The sequence below is a fragment of the Pedobacter sp. Leaf132 genome, assembly GCF_920984695.1.
Lineage (GTDB): Bacteria > Bacteroidota > Bacteroidia > Sphingobacteriales > Sphingobacteriaceae > Pedobacter.
The window spans coordinates 289,587-313,358 of record NZ_CAKLBO010000004.1 but is presented as its reverse complement, the minus strand read 5'-3'; the positions used below and the strand labels follow the sequence as shown (position 1 = coordinate 313,358).

General features: G+C 36.9%; 16 protein-coding genes. 4 read left to right on the top strand and 12 right to left on the bottom strand.

All coding sequences use genetic code 11. The features are described from left to right. Positions 1-3: 3 nt before the first annotated feature. Positions 4-1,038 (bottom strand): LacI family DNA-binding transcriptional regulator, encoded by a 1,035-nt coding sequence (locus tag LUA86_RS10600; RefSeq protein ID WP_231460599.1) that lies wholly within the window; start codon positions 1,036-1,038, stop codon positions 4-6. 260 nt (positions 1,039-1,298) lie between these two features. Between LUA86_RS10600 and LUA86_RS10595 the strand changes: the two genes are divergently transcribed. From LUA86_RS10595 to LUA86_RS10580, 4 genes are all read left to right on the top strand, one after another. Beyond that, positions 1,299-4,505 carry a TonB-dependent receptor gene (locus LUA86_RS10595; protein WP_231460598.1) on the top strand — a complete coding sequence of 1,069 codons (3,207 nt, stop codon included), beginning with the start codon at positions 1,299-1,301 and terminating at the stop codon, positions 4,503-4,505. A 10-nt stretch (positions 4,506-4,515) separates the two neighbouring features. Next, positions 4,516-6,309, top strand: coding sequence for a RagB/SusD family nutrient uptake outer membrane protein (locus LUA86_RS10590; protein ID WP_231460597.1), 1,794 nt, complete (start codon positions 4,516-4,518; stop codon positions 6,307-6,309). Positions 6,310-6,408: 99 nt separating this feature from the next. After that, positions 6,409-7,422, top strand: a complete 1,014-nt coding sequence (locus tag LUA86_RS10585) for a pectinesterase family protein (protein WP_231460596.1) — start codon at positions 6,409-6,411, stop codon at positions 7,420-7,422. After that, the gene (locus LUA86_RS10580) at positions 7,397-8,155 is read left to right on the top strand and encodes a rhamnogalacturonan acetylesterase (protein WP_231460595.1); all 759 of its coding nucleotides are present in this window, start codon (positions 7,397-7,399) and stop codon (positions 8,153-8,155) included. The genes LUA86_RS10585 and LUA86_RS10580 overlap by 26 nt, the downstream gene beginning before the upstream one ends. A gap of 81 nt (positions 8,156-8,236) precedes the next feature. Here LUA86_RS10580 and LUA86_RS10575 read toward each other — a convergent pair whose 3' ends face one another. The 11 genes from LUA86_RS10575 to LUA86_RS10525 form a co-directional block, all read right to left on the bottom strand. Then, positions 8,237-9,862, bottom strand: a complete 1,626-nt coding sequence (locus LUA86_RS10575) for an NADP-dependent glyceraldehyde-3-phosphate dehydrogenase (RefSeq protein ID WP_231460594.1) — start codon at positions 9,860-9,862, stop codon at positions 8,237-8,239. A 117-nt stretch (positions 9,863-9,979) separates the two neighbouring features. Beyond that, positions 9,980-11,425 (bottom strand): MFS transporter, encoded by a 1,446-nt coding sequence (locus tag LUA86_RS10570; RefSeq protein ID WP_231460593.1) that lies wholly within the window; start codon positions 11,423-11,425, stop codon positions 9,980-9,982. A 20-nt stretch (positions 11,426-11,445) separates the two neighbouring features. Then, positions 11,446-12,108, bottom strand: coding sequence for a bifunctional 4-hydroxy-2-oxoglutarate aldolase/2-dehydro-3-deoxy-phosphogluconate aldolase (locus LUA86_RS10565; protein WP_231460592.1), 663 nt, complete (start codon positions 12,106-12,108; stop codon positions 11,446-11,448). Next, the gene (locus tag LUA86_RS10560; protein ID WP_231460591.1) at positions 12,089-13,156 is read right to left on the bottom strand and encodes a sugar kinase; all 1,068 of its coding nucleotides are present in this window, start codon (positions 13,154-13,156) and stop codon (positions 12,089-12,091) included. The genes LUA86_RS10565 and LUA86_RS10560 overlap by 20 nt, the downstream gene beginning before the upstream one ends. Before the next feature lie 113 nt (positions 13,157-13,269). After that, entirely contained in the window at positions 13,270-14,670 is a 1,401-nt protein-coding gene (gene uxaC, locus LUA86_RS10555) for a glucuronate isomerase (protein WP_231460590.1), read from the bottom strand. A 96-nt stretch (positions 14,671-14,766) separates the two neighbouring features. After that, positions 14,767-16,413 carry a UxaA family hydrolase gene (locus LUA86_RS10550; RefSeq protein WP_231460589.1) on the bottom strand — a complete coding sequence of 549 codons (1,647 nt, stop codon included), beginning with the start codon at positions 16,411-16,413 and terminating at the stop codon, positions 14,767-14,769. A gap of 2 nt (positions 16,414-16,415) precedes the next feature. Beyond that, the gene (locus tag LUA86_RS10545; protein ID WP_231460588.1) at positions 16,416-17,927 is read right to left on the bottom strand and encodes a tagaturonate reductase; all 1,512 of its coding nucleotides are present in this window, start codon (positions 17,925-17,927) and stop codon (positions 16,416-16,418) included. Between the two features lie 34 nt (positions 17,928-17,961). Further along, positions 17,962-18,948, bottom strand: coding sequence for a pectate lyase (gene pelA / locus LUA86_RS10540; RefSeq protein ID WP_231460587.1), 987 nt, complete (start codon positions 18,946-18,948; stop codon positions 17,962-17,964). Between the two features lie 44 nt (positions 18,949-18,992). After that, positions 18,993-20,921 (bottom strand): glycoside hydrolase family 88 protein, encoded by a 1,929-nt coding sequence (locus tag LUA86_RS10535; protein WP_231460586.1) that lies wholly within the window; start codon positions 20,919-20,921, stop codon positions 18,993-18,995. 6 nt (positions 20,922-20,927) lie between these two features. Then, positions 20,928-22,598: a glycoside hydrolase family 28 protein gene (locus tag LUA86_RS10530; RefSeq protein WP_231460585.1), complete on the bottom strand. Its 1,671-nt coding sequence runs from the start codon at positions 22,596-22,598 to the stop codon at positions 20,928-20,930. Between the two features lie 156 nt (positions 22,599-22,754). After that, positions 22,755-23,711: a pectinesterase family protein gene (locus LUA86_RS10525; RefSeq protein ID WP_231460584.1), complete on the bottom strand. Its 957-nt coding sequence runs from the start codon at positions 23,709-23,711 to the stop codon at positions 22,755-22,757. Positions 23,712-23,772 lie beyond the last annotated feature (61 nt).

The window sequence follows — 23,772 nt, the reverse complement described above, 5'->3', positions numbered from 1 at the left end:
AGTCTATAGAAATGGATTGCCAACGTTTTTCTGCATCCTTACAAGCTCTGTATCCAATACTTTAGTTTCAAATTCCGTAATTGGTCTTTTTGCTTCAATCATTGAGATAAGCAATTCTGTGGCAACTTGCCCCATTTCAAAGGCTGGTTGTTTAACCGAAGTTAAGGAAGGACTAAATAAATCGACCAGACTTGAGTTTGTAAAGCCCGCTATCGCGATTTTATGTGCAACTTCAGGGCTGCTTTTCTTTAAAGCCATAATACAACCAGTGGTTAACCTATCGCTCGAAATAAAAATACCATCAGGTTTAAAGGGCAAAAGTTCTTTTACTGCATCTTCTAACTCGGCACTATGCATGCCTCCATGCTGGCAATATTTTACCAGTTCTGGATTAAAATTGATGTGATATTTGGCGAGAGCAGCTTTGTAACCAGCCAAACGTTCTTTTGTAATGGATAGGGTTTCAGAATTGGTTAAGTGTGCTATTGTTCTTTTGCCAGATAAAATCAAATGTTCCGTTGCATCAAAAGAGCCTTTGAAATTATTTGCAATCACTTTGTGTGTTTCAAAATTATCAGGTACTCTATCAAAAAACACAATGGGCAATCCTTTTTGATATAAATCTTTAAGGTAACTGATATCTTGGGTTTCTGATGATAAGGCTATAAGCAAACCATCAATGGAACGCGATGCCAGATGCTCTACGTTAAGTTTTTCCTGTTTGGAGGATTCGTGGCTTTGTGCTATTATAACATGATAATCCCTTGCGTAAGCGATGGATTCCATTCCATTTATCACCTGAGAAAAAAAGTTATTGGCAATTTCACTTACAATAATGCCTATTGAATAACTCCTTCTTTCTTTTAAGCTTCTGGCAATTGGGTTGGCACGGTAATTTACTTTCTCGGCGTATGCTAAAACTACTTTTTTGGTTTCTTCGCTAATTTCGTAGCGATCTCTCAAAGCTCTTGAAACTGTAGAAGTAGATAATCCTAAAGCTTTGGCAATATCTTTTATAGTTGAAGTTTCAAATCTCATCTCTTATACTTGCTCACAAGTTACAAAAAATATCTCTTTTAGGCATTTCAAGTCTATTTTTTATAAACGTTAAAACTACGTTTTTGGGAACGATTGCACACTTTTTTGGCTAAAACTGGTTTCAAGCCATTTTTAGTTTGTAAAATTGTTACACCATACAACCAAATATTAACTAAGAATATTTCTACAACTAAAAATAATATTCTATAAGCAAGCAGTTGCACATTCTAAAAAAACCAAATATCAAACAATTAACAGTTATGAGCAGAATTTTACTCTTTTTTAGTGTATTCGCTTTTTATTTCAGCACTGCGCTTGGGCAAACCAAAACGGTTTCGGGCACAGTAACCGAAGCAGGAGGTGAAACCATCCCAGGCGTAAGCGTTTTAATTAAAGGAACCAAAACCGGTACACAAACCGATAACAACGGGCGGTTTTCTATAGCCGTAAATACCGGAGCTACGTTGGTTTTTAATTATATTGGTTATAAAAGCAAAGAAGTTACGGTTGGTAGCCAAACGAATTTAAAAATCAGTCTGGAATCAAACGCTACAGAATTAGATGAAGTTGTGGCCATCGGCTATGCAACGGTTAATCGCCGAGATTTAACCGGTTCAGTTTCATCAGTAGGGGCAAAACAATTAAAAGATATTCCTAATAATTCTCTGGCAGAATCAATTGCTGGTCGTTTGGCAGGTGTGCAGATTACAGTTTCAGAAGGAACGCCAAATGCAAGCGCACAAATAAGGGTGCGTGGTGGCGGTTCGATTACGCAAGATAATACACCGCTATATGTGGTTGATGGTATTCAGGTAGAAAATGCTTTATCTGTTTTATCACCTCAAGATATTGAAAGTATAGATGTTTTAAAAGATGCATCTGCGACAGCAATTTATGGTTCCCGTGGTGCCAATGGTGTGGTTTTAATCACAACAAAAGGCGGCAGAGAGATGAAGACTACCATTACTTATAACGGTTTGGTGGGTATCAGACAATTAGCAAATAAGCTTGAAGTAATGAATCCTTATGATTTTGTTAAGTATCAGTACGAGGCAAGTCGCGGAAACGCAACCAGTGAAAGTTTATACGCAGGTTATTATGGAACTTTTGGCGATTTAGAGAGTTTTAAAAGTTCGCCATTTGTAGATTGGCAAGAAGAATTATTTGGCAGAAATGCATTAATGCAAACGCACAATGTTGGTGTAACAGGTGGTGATGCAAAATCTACGTTTAATTTAAGTGTAACTTCAAATACTGAAGACGGTGTAATGCTTGCTTCAAATTTCGATAGAAAGCTTATCAATTTTAAATTCGACCATAAGTTTAATAACAAGCTTAAAGTTGGTTTTAATGTAAGATACAATAACACCGTTGTTAATGGTGCAGGCACAAGTAGCGAGGGTTCTTCATCGCTTAACAGATTACGCCAAGCGGTTAAATACAGGCCATTATTGGTTAAAGGTCAGGATGTTTATGCTTATGATCCTGATTATGCCAGTGAAACAAATGGAAATAGCCTTTCTTTGGTAAATCCATTATTATTGAATGATGCAGAATACAAAAAGGTATTTACGAACGTAACCAACTTTAACGGTTATTTTAATTACACAATTTATAAGGGTATATCTTTTAAAAGTACATTGGGTGTTGATTTTAGCAACAGTCGTACTAATATATTTAACGATATCATCACAAACGAATCAAGACTGGTTGGCTCATCTCAGCCAATTGCTTCTATCGGAACATCTAACAGACAAACGATTAACAACTCAAACGTAATTTCTTACACAAACTCAGGTTCTAAAAGCGAATTTAGTAAACGCCATAGCATCGATGCCCTAATCGGTCAGGAGCTTTATCAAGATAAAGTGCAAGCTTACTTTACAGAAAACAGGTTATTTCCTATCGGGATAACTGCCGAGCGAGCCTTATCAAACATGGCTTTAGGTACAACGCCGGCTGGTGCAGCTACATCAAGCGATTTAACCGCAAGATTGTTTTCCGTGTTTAGCAGGTTAAATTATTCATTCGATAAAAAATACCTTTTAACCTTAAGTATGAGGGCAGATGGTTCTTCGAAATTTGCTGAAGGCAATAAGTGGGGTTATTTCCCGTCAGGTTCAATTGCCTGGAGAATTTCGGATGAGAAATTTATGGAAAGCTTTAAAACTTCCATCCGTATGAATGATTTGAAGTTGAGAGTAAGTTATGGAGAGGCAGGGAATAACCGCATTGCCGATTTCTTATATACAACTCAATTCAGGCCTACAGCTTTTTACGATATAAACAATACTTTGGTAACGGCACTGGTTGCACCAGAACTTTCAAATCCTAATCTGAAATGGGAAACTACAATCTCTAGAAATATTGGTTTAGATGCAGGTTTTTTAAACAACAGGTTACAATTTTCACTTGATGTTTACAGCAATAAAACCAGAGGTCTTTTAGTAAATAATCCATTTCCATCAACAAGCGGTTATGCTTTTCAACTTCAAAACATCGGCTCTACAAGTAATAAGGGTATAGAGTTTCAAATCAACGGAACACCAATACAAACTAAAAACTTCTCTTGGGCAACTAATTTTAACATTTCCTTCAACAAAAACAGAGTGGAGAGTTTGGGTGAATACCAAAAAGCTTTCTTAATAAATTCTGGTTGGGCTGGAACAAATGTTCCGGCAGATTACCAGGTTGCAGTAGGGCAGGCCGTTGGTAAAATGTATGGCTTAGTGAATGATGGTTTTTATAAAATTGAAGATTTTAACTACGCAAATGGTGTTTATACATTAAAAACAGGTGTACCAAATAACTCGAGTGTAACCTCATTAACGCCAAAACCGGGTGTAATCAAATTTAAAGATTTAAATGGTGATGGAATTGTTGATATTACGAATGATAGAACCACTATTGGAGATGCAAATCCAAAATTTACAGGTGGTTTTAATCAATCCTTTACTTACAAAAACTGGGATTTAAACGTATTTGTAAATTTCCAGGTTGGTAACGATATTTTAAATGCAAACAAGCTAGAGTTTACAAGTGGTTATACCCCAAATAGTAATCTTTTAGCCACCATGAATGGTAGATGGAGAAATGTAAACGACCAGGGTGTGGTGGTAACCGACCCTACGGAATTGGCTGCGCTTAATGCAAATGCTACGCTTTGGAGCCCGCTAACCAGTAACAGTTCTTTCTTTGTAAATTCTTACGCAGTTGAAGATGGCTCTTTTTTGAGAATTAACAACATAACCTTGGGCTATACTATGCCAAGCGAGCTTTTAAAACGAATCAAAATAAACAGAATGCGTTTTTATGCAACTGTTAATAACCTTGCTGTATTTACAAATTATTCTGGTTACGATCCGGAAGTAAATACTCGCCGTGCTAATGGAACAACCCCTGGTGTAGATTATTCTGCATATCCTCGCAGCAGAGCATTTATTTTTGGTATAAACTTTACGCTTTAAACTGAGCAAAATGAAAACTAATTTAAAATTAATTATAGGTGGAATTTTTATCACCACAACACTTTTCACCGTTTCTTCTTGTAAAAAATTTTTAGAAGTAGAACCAATTTCATCTTTCGGTAACGATTACGTTTTCAGTAACGTAACAAATGCACAAAAGGCTGTTTTGGGTGCTTATTCAGCGCTTGGTGGCGACCAAGGCTACGGCATACGATTAAGTATGTATTATCCATACGATAATGATGAAATGATGGGTCAGGGTGGAACACCTTATCCAGATAATGAACGTAGAGATATTGCCCACTTTAACGTTCAACCCGCTAATACACAGTTGGCAGGACCCTTCAATCAATTATATACAGGTATAGAACGTGCAAACATTTGTATAGATAATATTCCAAAAATGGATGCTTATACAAATGGTAGTGCAGCAGATCAAAAAGAACTCAAAAGACTGTATGGCGAAGCATTGGCTTTGAGGGCACAGTTTTATTTCGAAATTATTAGAAATTGGGGTGATGTTCCGGCTCAGTTTACCTCATCAATAAATGTTTCTGACCCATACAATGGTAGAACAGATAGAGATACCATTTACAACCGTATTATTAAAGACTTAGCTGTTGCTGCTCCTTTAGTTCCCTGGCGTACAGAATCTTCTGTAACAAGCGATAGATTAAGTCAGGGTGCAATTAGAGCGCTACGTGCCCGTTATGCTTTATTTAGAGGTGGATATTCTTTAAGAAGTGACAGAACCATGAAGCGTAATGCCGATTACAAAACATTTTATCAGATTGCTAAAGATGAATGTACAATAATTATGGCTAGGGCCGACCATAAATTAAATGCAAGTTTTCAATCTGTATTTAAAGATGCCCTAAATGCACACCGTTTTGAGGCAAATGGAGAAATACTTTGGGAAGTTGGTATGACCGGAGGAAGCTCGGGTGTGGGCGATAGTAAACTAGGTTATTACAACGGCCCTCGCCAATTTACAGTTGCCACGCCTGGTACAACAGCACTTGGAAACGCAGCCTTAACCATTTTACCAACTTATTTTTATGCTTTTGATGCAAACGATAGACGCAGAGATGTTACCTGTGCGCCATACGATAATAACCTGGAATTAACTTTACGTCCCCGTTCTTTGGTTACCATGCTTGATGGAAAGTTTAGAAGAGACTGGCAAACGCCATCTGTTTTAACAAGCGCATCTCAGTATTTTGGTGTTAACTGGCCAATTATTCGTTTCTCTGATGTGCTTTTAATGTTTGCTGAAGCAGATAATGAATTAAGCGCTGGGCCAACTGCTGCTGCAAAAGCTGCTTTTGAGCAAGTGAGAGTGCGTGGATTTGGTGGTACAGCATCACTAATCGGAACTACGCCTTCAGATTATAATAGTTTCTTCAATGCGATTGTTAAAGAGCGTCAGTTTGAATTTGGCGGTGAAGGTATTCGTAAATATGATTTAATTAGATGGAATATGCTTGCATCAAAAATCGCTGAAACAAAAACAAACTTAGCGCTTATGGCTGCCAGGTCTGCTCCTTACGCAAACTTACCTGCAACCATGTATTACACACCAAACCAGGCAACTGTGGTATGGCTCAATTCATTTTACTCGCCATCTCCAACGGCGCCTACTGGTTCGGCAAATGTGGCATGGATTAATCCAACAACAATTAATAGCACATTACTTGCCTATTACGCAATTGCGTTTACACCAAATAAAAGCGAATTATTACCACTGCCGCAATCTGTAATTGATGCTAATCCGAAGTTGGGCGGACAGTTATACGGTTATTAAAAAATTTAAACCAAACAATTAATTTAAAAAGGGCTATTTTTATTAGCCCTTTTTTTATGACGAATTAATCTAATCGCTTTGCTAATCAATTCTAATAAAATGAAATTTATTTACTCAAAGGTTATCATCTTATTTCTTTTACTCGTTGCTGGAAGAGATTTATCCGCACAGAATAAAACTTATCCTTCAAAAATTACTGTTGATAAAAGCGGAACTGGCAATTATAAAACCATACAGGAAGCCATAAATTCAATACGTGATTTAGGAGCGCAAGAAGTTGAAATTTTTGTAAAAAACGGAACTTACAACGAAAAGATTATTATTCCATCATGGAAAACAAAAATTTTATTAATTGGAGAAAGCAGAGCAAACACAATTATTACCAATAACGATTATTCAGGTAAACTGGTTCCATCTGGTAGGGATGAGTTTGGTAATGCTAAGTTTTCTACATTCACTTCTTATACTGTACAGGTAAAAGCGAATGATGTTACTTTTAAAAATTTAACAATTGCCAATACCGCAGGTAGAGTTGGCCAGGCGGTTGCTTTACATGTTGAAGGAGATAGATTTTCAGCGCTAAATTGTAGTTTTTTAGGGAATCAGGATACACTTTATTTGGCCACAGATAATAGTAGGCAATATTATGCTAGCTGTTTTATAGAAGGCACAACCGATTTTATTTTTGGCTCGGCAACAGTTGTATTTGAAGACTGTACGATTAAGAATTTAACAAATTCCTTTATCACTGCTGCATCAACATCAAAAGCCCAAACATTTGGCTTTGTATTTTTGCATTGTAAGTTAATTGCAGAAGCAGATGTAAACAAGGCTTATTTGGGCAGGCCATGGCGGCCTTATGCTAAAACAGTTTTTCTGTTCTGTGATTTAGGAAAACATATTTCGGCAGATGGCTGGAATCCATGGAAAGGTGATGCCATGTTTCCTGATAAGGAAAAAACAGTTTTTTATGGAGAGTTCAAAAATGTTGGCGAAGGCTCGGTAACGTCGCAACGCGTAATTTGGGCTAAGCAATTGAGTAAAAATAAGGCAAAGAAATATACTGTTTCAAATATTTTGTATGGTTATGATGGCTGGAATCCTAAAAAATAAATCAACAATAATTTTTAGCATTGGTGTGGTTTGCTCAATACTATTGATGTCTTTCGCAATTAAAAAACAAATCACAATTTACATAATTGGCGATTCGACAGCTGCAAACAAACAAGCAAAGGCTTATCCGGAAACAGGTTGGGGAATGGAGCTTCAATCGTTTTTTAAAAAATCTGTAGTTATTGATAACAGAGCGCTAAATGGACGAAGTACAAAATCTTTTTTAAATGAAAAACAATGGCAACCAATTACCGAAAAACTACAACCTGGCGATTATGTGTTTATAGAATTTGGCCATAATGATGAAAAGATTGACAAGCCAGGTACAGGCACATCAATTAGTGAATTTAAAGCCAACCTTTGCAAATATGTTTTAGAAACAAGGAATAAAAACGCTATACCGATTTTGTTAACACCGATATCGAGAAGAAGTTTTAAAGATAGTAAATTGATGGATACGCATGGCGATTATCCAAAAGCGACCAGAGCAGTTGCAGATTCTTTAAAAGTTCCACTTATTGATATGTTGGTTAAAACTGAAAGTTTATTGAATAGATTAGGTGACAAACCATCAATTAAACTTTTTAACTATGTCGATTCCGGGCATGTGAATTATCCGGCAGGCAAGAAAGATGATACGCATTTAAGTCCTGAAGGTGCCCGGCAAATTGCAGGTTTAGTAGTGGAAGGGATTCAAGAACTGAAATTAAATTTGGTGAATAAGTTACTTTAAAAAAATCGTCATTGCGAGGCACGAAGCAATCTATTGGTAAAGATTGCTTCGTGCCTCACAATGACGATTGGACTATATATTTTAAAAAATATACTTCGTACTTAAGAAGTTAGAATCATCTCCGCTTACAATTTCATTTAACAGTTTCTTATTATTATCTGTTAATTTGGTTGCAACTAACGAACGAATTGAAAACGAGCGTAAAGCATCAACAACTGAAAGCGTTCCTTCGGCACTGTCTTTTCTTCCGGTAAATGGAAAAACATCCGGACCACGTTGGCACTGGCAATTTACATTAACCCTGCTTACCTGATTTACCAATGGATCGATAAGTGAAGAGATTACAGCCGCGTTATTACTAAAAATACTAACTTGTTGACCATGTGGTGAGCCAATTAAATACTCGATTGGTTCTTCCAAATCATCAAATGGAACAACCGGAATTACCGGGCCAAATTGTTCTTCACGATACAATTTCATGTTGCTGTTAACCGGATATACAATTGCCGGATACACAAAAGTCTCCAAGGTTTGTCCGCCGTTTTTATTAACCACTTTTGCGCCATGAGATACTGCATCATCAATGCAATCTTTTAAATATTCTGGCTTATTCAACTCAGGAAGCGGTGTTAATGCAACTCCTTTTTCCCAAGGCATTCCAAATTTTAATTTTTCTACTTCTGCTGATAAACGCTTTAAAAATTCTTGTGCAAGGCTGCGGTGTACGTACACAATTTTAATCGCCGTACAACGCTGTCCATTAAATGATAATGAACCTAAAACAGTTTCAGAAACGGCTAAATCCAAATCTGCATCTTTAGTGATAATTGCAGCATTTTTTGCGTCGAGTCCTAAAATTGCTCTTAACCGATTCACTTTTGGATGCAGTTTTTTCAACTCATTCGCAACCTTACTCGAACCAATTAAGGTTAATACATTTACCTTACCAGATTTCATTAATCCGGGCACAATCGTATTTCCTCTTCCATAAATGGTATTTACAACACCTTTTGGAAAACTCGAACGGAAAGCCTCTAATAATGGATAATGCAATAAGGTACCATGCTTAGGTGGTTTAAAAAGTAGCGTATTGCCCATTATCAAAGCCGGAATTAAGGTAGTGAAAGTTTCATTCAATGGATAATTAAACGGCCCCATACACAATACAACGCCCAATGGCGAACGACGAACCTGAGCAATAATACCTTGTTCTTGTTCAAAACGAGAGGATTGACGGTCGATATCTTTTAAGGCATCAATAGTTGCATAAATATACTCAACGGTACGGTCAAATTCCTTGATAGAATCTGCATAAGATTTACCGATTTCCCACATAATTAACTTCGCAACAATTTGCTTTTGCTCAATCATTTTATGTGTAAAGTTTTCTACGCAACTAATTCTATCCGCAACACTCATGGTTGGCCATTGTCCACGGCCATTATCATAAGCAGCAACTGCGGCATCAAGTGCTTCTGTTGATTCTTTTTCAGTGCAAACCGGAAAGCTGCCGATCCGTTTACGTTTTAAGCCTTCGGGCGTTTTTACACACACCGGCGAAAAAACATCATTGAATGGACCATTCCAGGTTTTCATTTCTCCATTAGAGAGAAACTCTTTCTGCTCTATTTCTTCGTGAAGCCTAAATTCTTCCGGAATCTGGCTTTCATCAACGAAAATGCTTTCGAGGTTTAAGTTTGTGCTCAAGTTGGTTTATTGTTAGGTTTATAATTCGGTAAATCTATAGTTTAAGTATAGATTTGTTGTTTAGTGCTTTTATATGTTTTTCCATGTGCCTTTTTTAAAGGCGCATGGAAAATAAATTTATTTTACTTCGACAATTTTATAAGTTGGTACCAAGGTTTTCATTACTATCCAGCCAATAAGGTAGGCAATGGCGCAAAAAGAAAATACAATGAAATAGCCAGCTTCTTTGCCTTGAAAACCCATAAAAGTCATTTGAGTATCGCCCGCAAAAGTAAACAGTACTCCAGAGCCTTTGTTTATAAAAAACGAGCCTAAACCTCCGGCCATGCCACCAATTCCGGTTACTGTTGCAATGGCTTGTTTAGGGAACATATCACCTACGGTTGAAAAAATATTTGCAGACCAAGCCTGATGTGCCGCACCGGCAATACCAATTATTATAACCGGTAACCAAAAAGTATAGCCACCTAATGGCTGCGCAAGCAAAGCAAGTAAAGGGAAAAATGCAAAAATTAGCATGGCTTTCATTCTTCCATCATAAGGATTCATATTTTTCTTGCTTACAAAATACGATGGTAACCAACCACCAACAATAGATAACAAGGTAATAACATACAAAATGAATAACGGAAATGCACTTTCGGTACCATTCATTTTATAAATATCTTTTAAGTAAGCTGGCGACCAGAACAGATAAAACCACCAAACTCCATCTGTCATAAATTTACCAAAAGCAAAAGCCCAGGTTTGTTTAAATTTAAGGCAATCGGTAAATGATAATTTTTTTACTGGTGATGCCGCTGTAACCGTTTCAGAAAGTTGTTCGGTTACCACGATGTCTTGCTGTATGTAGGCTAACTCTTCTTTACTTACACGTGGATGCGTTTCAGGTTTGCCGTAAAGTAGAATCCAAAAAAACATCCAGATAAAACCTAATGCACCGATAATTAGGAAAGACATTTCCCAACCATAAGCTTCTGCTATGTATGGAATGGTAACAGGTGCCGCTAATGCACCAACAGTTGCCCCTGCATTAAATATACTTGTAGAAAATGCCCTGTCTTTTTTAGGGAAATATTCGGCTGTGGCTTTTATTGCAGCAGGGAAATTACCTGCTTCGCCCAATGCAAGTACAAAACGTGCGAAAATAAATAATGATAAACTTGTAGATAAAATTAAACTTGTATTGCCAACGGTTGAAAGGGATTCTTTAGCGCCTGAGAAACTTAAAGCCCAATCGCCGGTAATTAAACCAGAAGTTGCAATACCGCAAAAAGCATGAATACAAGCACCTACAGACCAAATGCCGATTGCCCACAAGAACCCTTTTTTGGTGTCCATCCAATCTACAAAACGGCCTGCTATTAACATCGAAATTGCATAAAAAAGAGAGAAAAGTGCGGTAATTGTGCCGTAATCGCTATCTGTCCAGTGAAATTCAGGAACGAAATAATCTTTCCAGGTAAGCGAAAGAACTTGTCTATCTAAATAATTAATGGTTGTTGCTACAAACAATAGCGCACAAATCGTCCATCTGTAATTTCCTTTAACTGCTTGGTTCATTTTGGTTAGGTTTGTGTTATTTATTTGCTTTCTTTAATCAAATCAAGCGCTAATTTTGTGTTTTCGAATAAATCATCGTAAAGACCTTTACTCATCACCTCTTTACTAATTAATTTGCTGCCCATTCCAACAGCGCAAACACCAGATTTAAACCATGTTTTAAGGTTTTCTAAATTGATTTCTACACCACCTGTTGGCATAAAAAGTTGTCCGGCAAATAAATCTTTTATCGATGAAATAAATTCCGGACCTAGAATGTTAGCCGGGAAAATTTTAATTAACATGGCTTTATGTTCCTGTGCAATGCTGATTTCGGTTGGCGTCATACAACCCGGAATCCAAAGCATACCAATTTTATTTGCAATTTCTGCAACTGCAGGATTAACAATTGGCGCAACAATAAAATCTGTTCCGGCTTCGATAAACGCATTTGCATCTGCCGGCGTTTTTATGGTTCCAATACCCAAATATAAATCTGGCATTTCTGCATCGCGAATTTCTTTTAGCTTTTTAAAATTTGGCAAAGCCGATTTACCACGATTTGTATATTCAAAAACACGAACACCAGCTTTGTAAAGTGTGCGCAAAATTTCTACGCTTCCAGCTTCACTATCCTGATAAAAAAGTGGTAACATGCCTTGCTCTAAAATGGCATCTAAAATTTTATGCTTGTTGCTTATCATTTCGTATAATTCTTTTTTCTATGTCGATTACGGTGCTGGTTGTTGCATCGCTCGGAATGTATAATTTATCGTAGGCAGCAGCCGTTGCAAAATCTAATGTTTCTTGTACACTGCGGTTGTTGTAAAAACCATAAATCAAGCCGCCCATAAAACAATCTCCGCTACCAACTTTATCTAAAATTTCTTCAGAAACGTATTCAGCCGAAACTGTTAATTCATTTTCAGTATAAATTGCGGTATAATATCTAATTCCTTTTCCATTATCAAAACGGAAAGTATTTGCAACCGCTTTACATGCCGGAAAATCTTTTATTATCTCTTTAGAAGTTTCAATTGCCTGTTGTAGTAGCGTTTCTTTTGCATAACCTTCGGATGGTTTTAAATCATCATGCAGGTTAGTGCCCAACATTTTGTTTGCAGCCCATACGTTACCCATAATCAAGGTGCAATATTTGGCAAGTTCTGGTAAAATTTCAATAGGTTCTTTACCATATTTCCAAAGTTTAGAACGGTAGTTCAAATCAAGAGAAATGGTAATGTTTTTTGATTGAGCAGCTTTTAAGGCTTCAAGACAAACATCGGCAATATTTTGATCTATTGCCGGGCAAATTGCACTGAAATGAAACCAGGTTACACCATCAAAAACTTCATCCCAATTTATCTGTCCGGGCATTAAAGTTGCATAAGCAGAATTTGCTCTATCATAAATTACGCCTGCATTTTTTAAGTCTTTTCCCTTTGGTAGATAATATAAACCCAACCTTTCGCCATGGTAAACCATGGGTTTGGTATCAATATTTTTATGGTTTAAATAATCAATAATCTCATCAGTAACCGAATTTTTAGGCACAGCCGATAAATAAGCAGATGGAACATTCCATAAAGCTAGGGCAGTAGCAACATTTAGCTCTGCACCCCCAATGTAAAAAGGGAGCTTATTTTCTTTAAGCCATTGTCCATCCATATCAGGGCAGATGCGTAAAAGCAATTCGCCAAAGCTTAAAACTTTTTCTCCTTTTCTTAATGAAGATGATATCGGGTTGCTCATTTTTTTGATTAATCGGCGTGTTTACGCTATTTTGATAGCTGAAATATAAATTTTAGGAAAACGATTGAAACGATTTGATTCTAAGGGTTTTCCTGATAAAAGCTTCGTTTTGGTTAAAATTTAAAATAATTTTTCGCGTTAAAATACGAAATATCCTTAACTATCTTGCCAATCCACTCAATGTCGTTCGGTAACTCTCCGTTCTCTACATCTGTTCCAAAAAGGTTACATACAATTCTTCTAAAATACTCGTGGCGTGGAAAAGAAAGGAAACTTCTTGAATCTGTTAACATGCCCACCAAGCGACTTAAAAGGCCCATGTTTGATAGGGCATTAAGTTGTTTAATCATACCATCTTTCTGATCTAAAAACCACCATGCAGAACCAAATTGAACTTTGCCAGCTACTGAGCCATCGTTGAAATTTCCAATCATTGTGGCAATCAGTTCATTATCTGCAGGGTTTAAATTATAGATAATGGTTTTAGCCAATTTATCCTGTGTATCTAATCTATTTAAAAACTTAGAAAGCATTCTCGCCTGACTAAAATCACCAATAGAATCCCACCCTGTATCTGGCCCGAGTTTGCTTAACATTCGGGCATTATTATTTCTTAAAGCGCCTAAATGATATTGTTGAACCCAACCTTTTTCATGGTCCCATTCTGCAAAATGAACCAGCATAGCTGATTTGAATTTTAGATTTTCCTCATATGAAATGTTTAGCTTATTTCTGATTTTATCAAATATTGAAGAAATTTCTGCTTCTGTGTAATCTTCCGCATATATCTGCTCTAAACCATGGTCAGAAACTGAGCAGCCATTCTCGCTAAAATAATCATGGCGGCTTTTTAAAGCACCGATATAATTCTGGAAAGTGCTAATGCTGTTGTCTACAACTTTTTCCAGCTTATCAATATATTCATTCAAGCCTGAAACATCATCGCTATTCATTGCCTTATCCGGGCGAAATGCAGGTAACATTTTAAGTTTAGCGCCTTCATTAGCCAGTTGTTGATGAAAGTTTAAGCTATCCAAAGGATCATCCGTTGTACAAACGGCTTCAACATTCATTTTAGCAAGTAAACCACGCACTGAATATTCTGGAGTTTGTAGCTTCGCCGAGCATTCATCGAAAATTTTTCTAGCTGTTTTACCGGTTAATAATTCACTTATCCCGAAGTAGCGCTGAAGCTCTAAGTGAGTCCAATGGTATAATGGATTTCTTAGCGTGTAAGGAACGGTTTCTGCCCATTTCTCAAATTTCTCAAAATCAGAAGCATTTCCTGTGATAAACTTTTCATCAACTCCATTCGCACGCATAGCCCTCCATTTGTAATGGTCTCCGGCAAGCCAAACCTGACTTATGTTTTCAAACTGAACATCATTGGCTATTTGTTCAGGAATCAAATGGTTATGATAATCTATAATAGGTAAAGCCTTAGAATACTCATGAAATAACGTTTCTGCGGTTTTGGTTTCTAAAAGAAAATTATCATCTAAAAAAGGTTTCATGCTAAAATATGTTTCAGATATTGCAAAGCACATGCTTATTGCTAAAATCTATTATTTTTAAATTAATTATTTATTTTGTCTATTCAGATATCTGAATTATAAGCTAACGCCTCTTTTCCAAGGGATAAAATCATCTTGATTTAGTAAAACAGCTTTAGGAATTACTTCGCCACTAGCAGCCTTAATGCAATATTCTAAAATATCTTCACCCATTTGCTCGATGGTTTTTTCACCTTCTATAACTGGTCCGCAGTTAATGTCAATAATATCACTCATTCTTTTAGTAAGTGCATTATTAGTAGAAACTTTAATTGTTGGGCAAACCGGATTGCCAGTTGGTGTACCTAAACCTGTTGTAAATAAAATCAACGTTGCACCAGATGCCGCTTTACCGGTTGTGGCTTCAACATCGTTTCCAGGTGTGCAAACCAGGTTTAAGCCGGGTTTTGTTGCCGGTTCGGTGTAATCTAAAACATCTTCAACTGGCGATGTACCGCCTTTTTTTGCCGCTCCGGTACTTTTTATCGCGTCTGTAATAAGCCCATCTTTAATATTTCCTGGCGATGGATTCATAAAAAATCCTGAGCCAACATTTTCAGCTGCCTGGTTATAGTTGGTCATTAACTGGATAAACTTACGAGCCGCAGTTTCATCTTTTGTTCTATCAATGAGTTGCTGCTCTGCACCGCATAATTCAGGGAATTCAGCCAATAAAACTGTACCGCCAAGTGCAACCAGTAAATCAGAGGTGTAACCTACTGCAGGATTTGCGCTGATGCCGCTAAAGCCATCGCTTCCACCACATTTTACGCCTAATACCAATTTATTTAAAGGTGCCGGCTGACGCTCGAATTTATTGATTTCGGTTAAGCCAATAAAGGTTTTACGAATAGCCTCTTTAACCAGCTGTTCTTCGCTTTGCGATTGTTGCTGCTCAAAAATGAATAGTGGTTTATCGAAATTAGGGCTACGTAATTTTAAATCGTTAACAAAATCCTGAACCTGCAAATTTTGGCATCCTAAGCTTAATACGGTTACTCCGGCAACATTTGGATGATCGGCATAAGCTGCTAAAAGTTTGCTTAAAACTGCCGCATCCTGACGAGTACCGCCGCATCCACCCTGATGATTTAGAAATTTAATTCCATCAACGTTTTTAAAAATTCGGTTTGAAACATGATTGGCCTGTGCAATAGAATTACTATCTGCTTCACTCAAATTCTCTCCATTTTTATAGGCTTCTACAAGGTGTTGAGTATAGGTTTTATATTTGTCGGTAACTGCGTAACCTAATTCGTTATGTAATGCTTCTCTTATCACATCCAGGTTACGGTTTTCGCAAAATACGGTTGGAATAAACAGCCAGTAATTTGCTGTGCCAACTCTACCGTCATTGCGTATGTAACCGTTAAAAGTTCTGCCTTCGAATTTAGAAACATCAGGTGCTTGCCACTCATAATGATATGGTCTAAATTCATAAGGGTCGGAAGCATGTTTAGTGTTCTCGGTATCCATCAAGCCGCCTTTTAAAATAAAATGCTGTGCCTTCCCAACCAATACGCCATACATTATGATGTGATCGCCTTCATTCATATCCTGCATAAAAAATTTATGCTTTGCCTGAATATCATCCTGTAAAACATATTCGTGGCCATCATGTATAATGGTTTCTCCTTTTGCAAGATTTTGCAAAGCCACTAATACATTATCATTCGGATGAATTTTTAAAATTCTTGTTACCATTTTTAAAGTGTTCTTTCTGAATGCAAATTACTCAAAGTTTCCTTTGCACCCTTATTTTGTAATAACTTAACGTAGTTTTTAATTGCCGCATTAAAGCCTGGGTAATTGTTTAAATTTTTATCCCACAAACGTCTATCGCCTAAAATGTTGTCGATTGCAGTTTCAGGATTTTTCCAGTATTCATATAATATTTGTGCAAACTCGTCATCAATAGCAAAATTCTTATCGTTTACATTCGCTGTAAATGTTTCGCCATCTTTTTTAGTGTTCATGAAAATGATGTACGCTGCCAAACCAACCGCCATAAATGGTGGCACTTCGTTTTTCTGACTATAATGTTTTCTGATTAATGGCATATTCCGCATTTGCATCTTCGATGTAAAATTTAGCGTAATGGCTTGCCATTTATGTTCTAAAAATGGGTTGCTAAACCTATCGATTACACTTTTAGCAAAGTCAACGGCATCAGTATAAGTAATGTCGTCGTTCTCCAAAGATTGTGCAATTTCATTTTGCATTAGGGTAGATACATAGCTGGCGAAAACTTCATCAGCCATTGCTTCTTTAACTGTATTAAAGCCCGAAAGGATGGCTAATCCACAGCTGAAAGTATGCGTGCCGTTTAATAAGCGAAGCTTAAGTTCTTTAAATTTATTGATTGACGGAACAATGAAAATTCCTTTATCCGCCTTTGCGAAAGATAAAATTTCTTTAACCTTTTCATTTGATGATTCAATTGCCCATAAACGGAAAGGCTCCGCCATAATCATCAGTTCATCGCTATAACCTAATTGTTTCTCGATAGATGCCTGAGCTTCGGCAGGCAGTTTTCCGGGTACAATTCTATCTACCAGAGTTTTACAGAAATGGTTAGCAGTTTTTAACCATTGCTGAAAATCCCAGCTAAGTTTGTTATGAATAGCTAAATTCAATAAAATGTCTTTAAGCTTATCTGCATTATCGCTAATTAATTCTGTTGGCACGATAACCATTCCGCTTTCAACAGATCCGTTAAAGGTTTGAAACCTCTCGTGTAAAAAGGCCAGTAATTTACCCGGAAAAGATTGTGGAGGTGTATCTGTAATTTTATCTTCACTAGCTACAATGCCAACTTCAGTTGTATTTGAAATTACAATTTGTAACTCCGCATTTTGTGCAGCTTTTAAAATTTCTGCCCAATCCTGCGAAGCAGATAAAACTCTGCTTATTGAAGAATTGATGGTATTTTCCTCTACATTTTTTCCATCTTCGATTCCTTTAACACAAAGCGTGTATAGATTATCTTGTTTAGAAAAAGCATCAGCACCGCCTTTGGCAGTCGATTTTACAACCAAAACGCGACCGTTAAATATACCATTGCGATTTGCCTTATCGATAAAATAATCTGGTAAGCCACGAAGTAAAACACCTGTGCCAAACTGAATAACTCTTTCGGGCAATTCTAAAAGTTCTGCCGCAGGGATATTAACGTTTTCTGCGTTTATGTTTTTTAAATTTTCTTTGTTTAAAATCATTGTTTTCTTTTTTGCCGTTTATGACGAGTTTATATTATTTTATTCCGTTGGTTGTTAACCATTTTGGATATTCTTTTTCTAATAATTTTTGAGCGAAGTTGCCATACCATGCGTAACCATTTCTGCGTTCTGGCAATAAATCTTCGAGCTTTAATTTTATGCTGTTATCTCTGTCTCCAAAAATTGGGATATTCTTTTCTAAATCATAAAATCTTGCCCAAACTACACTTTTATCATCTTCTAGCAGCGCCGCGTTTTTGCCTGTCGAGTTTTCAGTTCTATCAAATCTATAGCCCGAAATTTTATATTTTTCAAACCATTTTACAGCTGAAGAAATAGATGCTTTTATTTCAGGTGATGGATTTGGCAAACGCATTAAGAACTGAACAATACCTACAGATTCAGCTGTGCTCAGAGATGCTGGTTCAAAATTTCTTGCTTTTGCAGGCAACATTGAATCTTTATCGTATTGTGCAGCCCAAATGGTTAATTGGCCGTTTTGCTTTACCTGTGTTTTTAAAATACAATCGATTCCGTTTTTTACAGCTGCTTCGGCTTTTGGAATATAAGATTGATTCACCACATCAAAACCATTGGCTTTTGTAATAATATCTTGAAGGATATTCAAAATATTAATCATTGCATCATCGTTATAAGTAATCTGCGAGCGATAAAGCGACTTGTCAGGATAATATTGAGGCCAGCCACCATTTTTATTTTGTGCAGATAAGGCATAATCTAAACCCTTTTCGGCTGCTTTTAAGTAAGTTTCATTTTTGGTAGTGTTGTATGCTTTAATCAGATAAGTAATTTCTCTGCTGGTTGCCTTATTATCAAAAGTTGCATGTAAAATAGTGGTTGCTTTAATTTTTGACAATAAATCATCGTTTAAAGTGGCACCATAATTTATCACGCTTTTATCTTCCAGTTGTTTAGGCCAGCCGCCGTTTGCCAATTGATAAACCAACATTTTATCGGCTGTGCTATCTGTTGGCTTTTGCGCATAACAATATACCAGCATAAAACTGCATAGGAGGGATGATAATATTCTATATCTATTTATCATTATTTAGCCGCCGCTTGTTTGATTAACCAATTTACTAAATCGTTTGTTGCTTTGAAATTTTCAAGGTCTTTCGGTAATTTTCTACCATCAATATATTCATTGTAAAACCAAGGGTCGCCAACCGCGAATACAGTTCCTTTTCCATATTTTGCTGTCGCGATTATCACATCGCCGTTATCAGTTAAAGCCGATACCGCGGGTTTATTAATCTTTATGGTAGAAATTTCTTTGATGTAAACTTTTTTAGCCGTTTTAAAAATTGTATTTCCTTCCGGGATTTTTATAGCACCTTGTTCAAAATTTAAACCCTGAACTCTATTTCTGCTATCCTCGTTAAAATGGATGCCAAACGTTTCTGGCAAAACATTAAATTTTGTTATTTCACAATTTCCAGCATCGTTTGAAAGCAGTACCAAAACACCGCCGGCTTTTACCCATTCGTTTACTTGTTTGGCGTGTTCTGCATTCATAAAGTTTGGAGATGCGGTTTCTTTTTGTGTATCCGGATCTACAATGATGTAAATATCCGTGCCTTTTAAATTTGCAGTTGTTGGTGCCGTCTTTAACGTTGAAGTCGCTACACCTGCATCATTAAAAACCTTACCAAATAGAGAAAAACCGTTGTTGTCATCTTCATCCCAAAGGTAATGGAATGGAATTTTGTCGCCCGTTGGGCCGGTCATGTATTCGTTGTTAAAGAAATTATCAACCATAACCTTTAAGCCTTTTCCTGGTTTTGGCAAGGCAGCTATTTCCATTTCTGCCGAAGCGCAAATGAAAGCGCCAACACCTTTCGGGTCGTTTGTGATAACTTTTTCGCTGATGTAGTACTCAAAACTACCGTCACGGTATCTAGGTTTTCCACCCAATCCCGAAACGGAAACGGTTTTAGTTAAATTTACTCTATCGGTTCCTGCCGGTTCAATAAATTCCTTTTTTAAACCTGCATAACCTTTATTCGCCGCTGCGGCAAAAGATTTTTGCAACCAGCCTTTTCTAACACCTTTTGCTAAGCCATAAACAAACATGCTCGATGCTGATGATTCCAGATAATTTCCTTCACGTTTAGGCATATCCAAAATATCAAACCAAACGCCAGATTTTGCATCCTGGTACTTTACGGTTGCTGTGGCAGTGCGATTTAAAATCGCTAGCAATTCATTGTATTTTGGATGATTTTTTGGGAAGTAATCTAAAACATCAACAAGCGCCATTATGTACCAGCCCATTGCTCGTCCCCAAAAATTTGGCGATTTTCCAGTTGTTTTATCTGCCCATTTTTCTTCGCGACTTTCATCCCATCCGTGGTAAAGTAAACCGGTTTTTGAATCTCTGGCATTTTTTTCCATCCAGATAAATTGATTGGCAATGTCATCAAATGCAGCATCTTTTTTCATTAAGGCCGCATACTCTGCATAAAATGGCTCGGCCATGTATAATCCATCCAGCCACATTTGGTTTGGATAGATTTTTTTATGCCAAAAACCACCTTCTTTGGTACGAGGTTGTTGCTGTAATTGGTCGTATAACTTCGTTGCTGCTAATAGGTATTTCTGTTGTCCGGTAACTTTGTAAAGCAATAATAATGCTCTGCCATTCTTTACATTATCAATATTAAAATCCTCGGCTTTATAAGTAGTGATGTTGCCATCTTTATCTAAATAAGCATCCATAGAATATTGGATGTACTTAAAATAATCGCCATTTCCGGTGTTTCTCCATACCAATGCGGCACCTTCCAAAACAACGCCCATATCATAACTCCATTTTGGTCCTTTAGCCGTTTTCAAGACCGTTGTATCCTGAAAAAGTTTCTCCATGGCCGTTAATGTGAGCTGTTCTGATAATTGCTTTTGCCCGAAGCTACCGATGGATAAAATACTCAATCCAAGTACAGCAACGGATTTATAAATGACAGATAATTTCATGCTTAATTATTTGGAAATTTCTAAAACTGATTTATTTACTTCTTCGCCAAAGGCTGATGTTTTCTTTGCTTTTGATACATCGGTTGCTAATACTTTAACGCCTTTGGTTTTTTCTCCGTTGATATTAAATAAAAGCTCCGCGTCTTTTTTGTATTGCAAGCCGTTTATATTTACATTACTTGCGTTTTGGATGGTTACAACCGGATTTGTATCCTCTGTTATAACGTTTACATTTTTTAAGAAAATGCCCGAAGCCTCGATAATTTCGATACCTTTTTTAGCTTGTATCGTTACATTTTCTAAGTGGATATCTTTAATATTCATCTCCGGCAATCCTCTAAAAAATATGGCTTTCGAAGCACCATTAGCTACAACATTTTTTATGTAGAAGTTTTTGAATTGTGGCGTAGCCTCTGTTACCGGAACGGTTACCGTTTTTATGGCTTCGCGTTTTTCACCAGCAAGTTGAATCGGGTCTTGCGCAGCATAATACATATCAAAAAGAATCGCTTCACCCGGAATATCAATCATGTTAATTCTATCAATATAAATGTTTTCTACAACGCCGCCGCGGCCACGTGTAGTTTTAAAGCGTAAGCCAATGTCTGTACCGATAAAAGAACAATCGTAAACCCAGATATTTTTAGCACCACCGCTCATTTCACTGCCAATTACAAAACCGCCGTGGGCGTGATAAACCACATTATTTCTAATAATTACATTTTCAGTTGCTACACCTCGTTTTCTCCCTGCTTCATCTCTACCAGATTTAATACAGATTCCATCATCGCCAACATCGAAAGTGCTGCCCTCTATTAAAACATTTTTGCAAGATTCGATGTCAACACCATCACCATTTTGTGCAAACCAGGGGTTTTTAACCTGCAGGTTTCTTAACGTTAAATCTTCACAAAGTAATGGGTGCAGGTTCCAGGCAGGTGAATTTTGAAAAGTAACACCTTCTAAAAGAACTTTTTTGCAATTTGTAAGCACCAATAAATTAGGGCGAAGAAAATCTTTGATATCTTCGTAATCTGCTGCAGTTTTGCCCGGAATAATTACGCCTGCATTTTTGGTTTTAGAACCTTTTACAGTTTTTTCTGATGGATACCACATTTTTCCATCTTCACTAACAGAACCACCAGAAGCAACCAAGTTTTTCCATTGAGAATCGGTTAATTTATCCTTTTTTACCATTCTCCAGGCACCGCCATTACCATCAATAATCCCACTACCAGTAATCGCTATATTTTCGAGATTTAAACCTGAAATCGGGCTTTGGTTTCTCCACGCAGGTTGACCTTCCCAATTACCTTGTACCAGCTTGTATTGATTGAAATCAGCCGTGAACTGCAATATTGCATCACGTTTTATGTGCAAGTTAACATTGCTTTTTAGCTCAATTGGTCCGGTAAGCCATAATCCGGAAGGAATTAAAACCACGCCGCCACCTTTTTGGTTCATTGCTAAAATGGCTTTGTTTATTTGTGCTGTATTTAAAGTTATGCCATCGCCTTTGGCACCGAAACTTGCGATGCTTAGGGTATCTTTTTTAAATTTAACCTGTTGGATGGTTGGTAACTTTTGATTTTGAGCTTCTGCAACGCCTGCAGAAAACAAAATGGCTGTAAATAATAGCCTTTTAAATTGGTTTAAGTAACCAGAATTATGTTTCATTAGCTGCTCGGTTTAAATATACTTGGTTGTTAATAAACAAGTGTACGGTCTTTACAGCTAAAATCGAAGAGAAATCTATGCAATCGTTGCCAAAGATTACGGCAGAGAGGCTTGAGTGTGTTTAGTTAACTGGTTTGTAATGAATAAATTAATGCTTTATTTGGGCTCCGGTATCCATCCTCGGAAAACGTTTTCCAAAGTGTAGAGTTGGTATTCTTGCCGAGTTAACTGATGAGCCCAATTTACTCTTAAAGTTATTTTTGAACCTGCACCGGTATTATTGTACTCGGCGTAATAAGCTGTTTTTTCGTTACTTTCTTTACCCCAATTGTTCCAGCCTTCTGGTTTGATAACTGCTGATATATCACAATTCAGAAATGCAACTTTCGCATACGGACGCCATGGTCTTCCTAAATAAAAACTATTATCGGGCGCATCTCCCGTAACCTTACATTTATTAAAAACATAACCGAATTTTGTAGTATCGGCAGTTGATGCGGCAGAAATATAGCCCGCCTTTTTGCAAAATAAAGTACAGTTTTCGAACCAGGCGGTGGCTGCTCCAAATATATAATCAACAGTACCTTCTATGTAACAATTTTTATAATACTGGCGATTATTCCCTCCATAAGTGTAGAGCGTGTCTTGAAAGCCTAAAAATCTGCAATTTATAAAGCTTGATTTATCACCACCAACCCAAACGGCAACAGCTTGTCCAACCGGACCAGAAGAATTCTGGAAGGTTAAATTTTCGGCAGTAAAACCTTCTCCATAAATATAAAAACTAGCGGAGCCTGATGTTCCTTTTTCTTCGCCGAAAGCATTCTTTTTTTGTGCAAAATCATCATAAGTTAGAATGGTTTTGTGCAAATCCTCACCAATAAATTTTATATTTTTTTTTGAACCTGAGAGCACTAGTTTTTCTTTATAAATACCCTTTTTAATAAAAATAACGGTCACCTTATTTCTAAAGTCGGGCACAGCGTTAATGGCTTCCTGTACGGTTTTAAAATTTCCACTACCATCTTTAGACACGATAAAATCTGCTTTAACATTAGTTGCATAAACTAATGGGCTAATAAACAAAAGAAATATAAATAAGGCTAATTTCATATAATTTGGTTAGGTATAAATTAAAATCGGCTGCATTTTTTAGTTTCCTAATAAGCAGCCG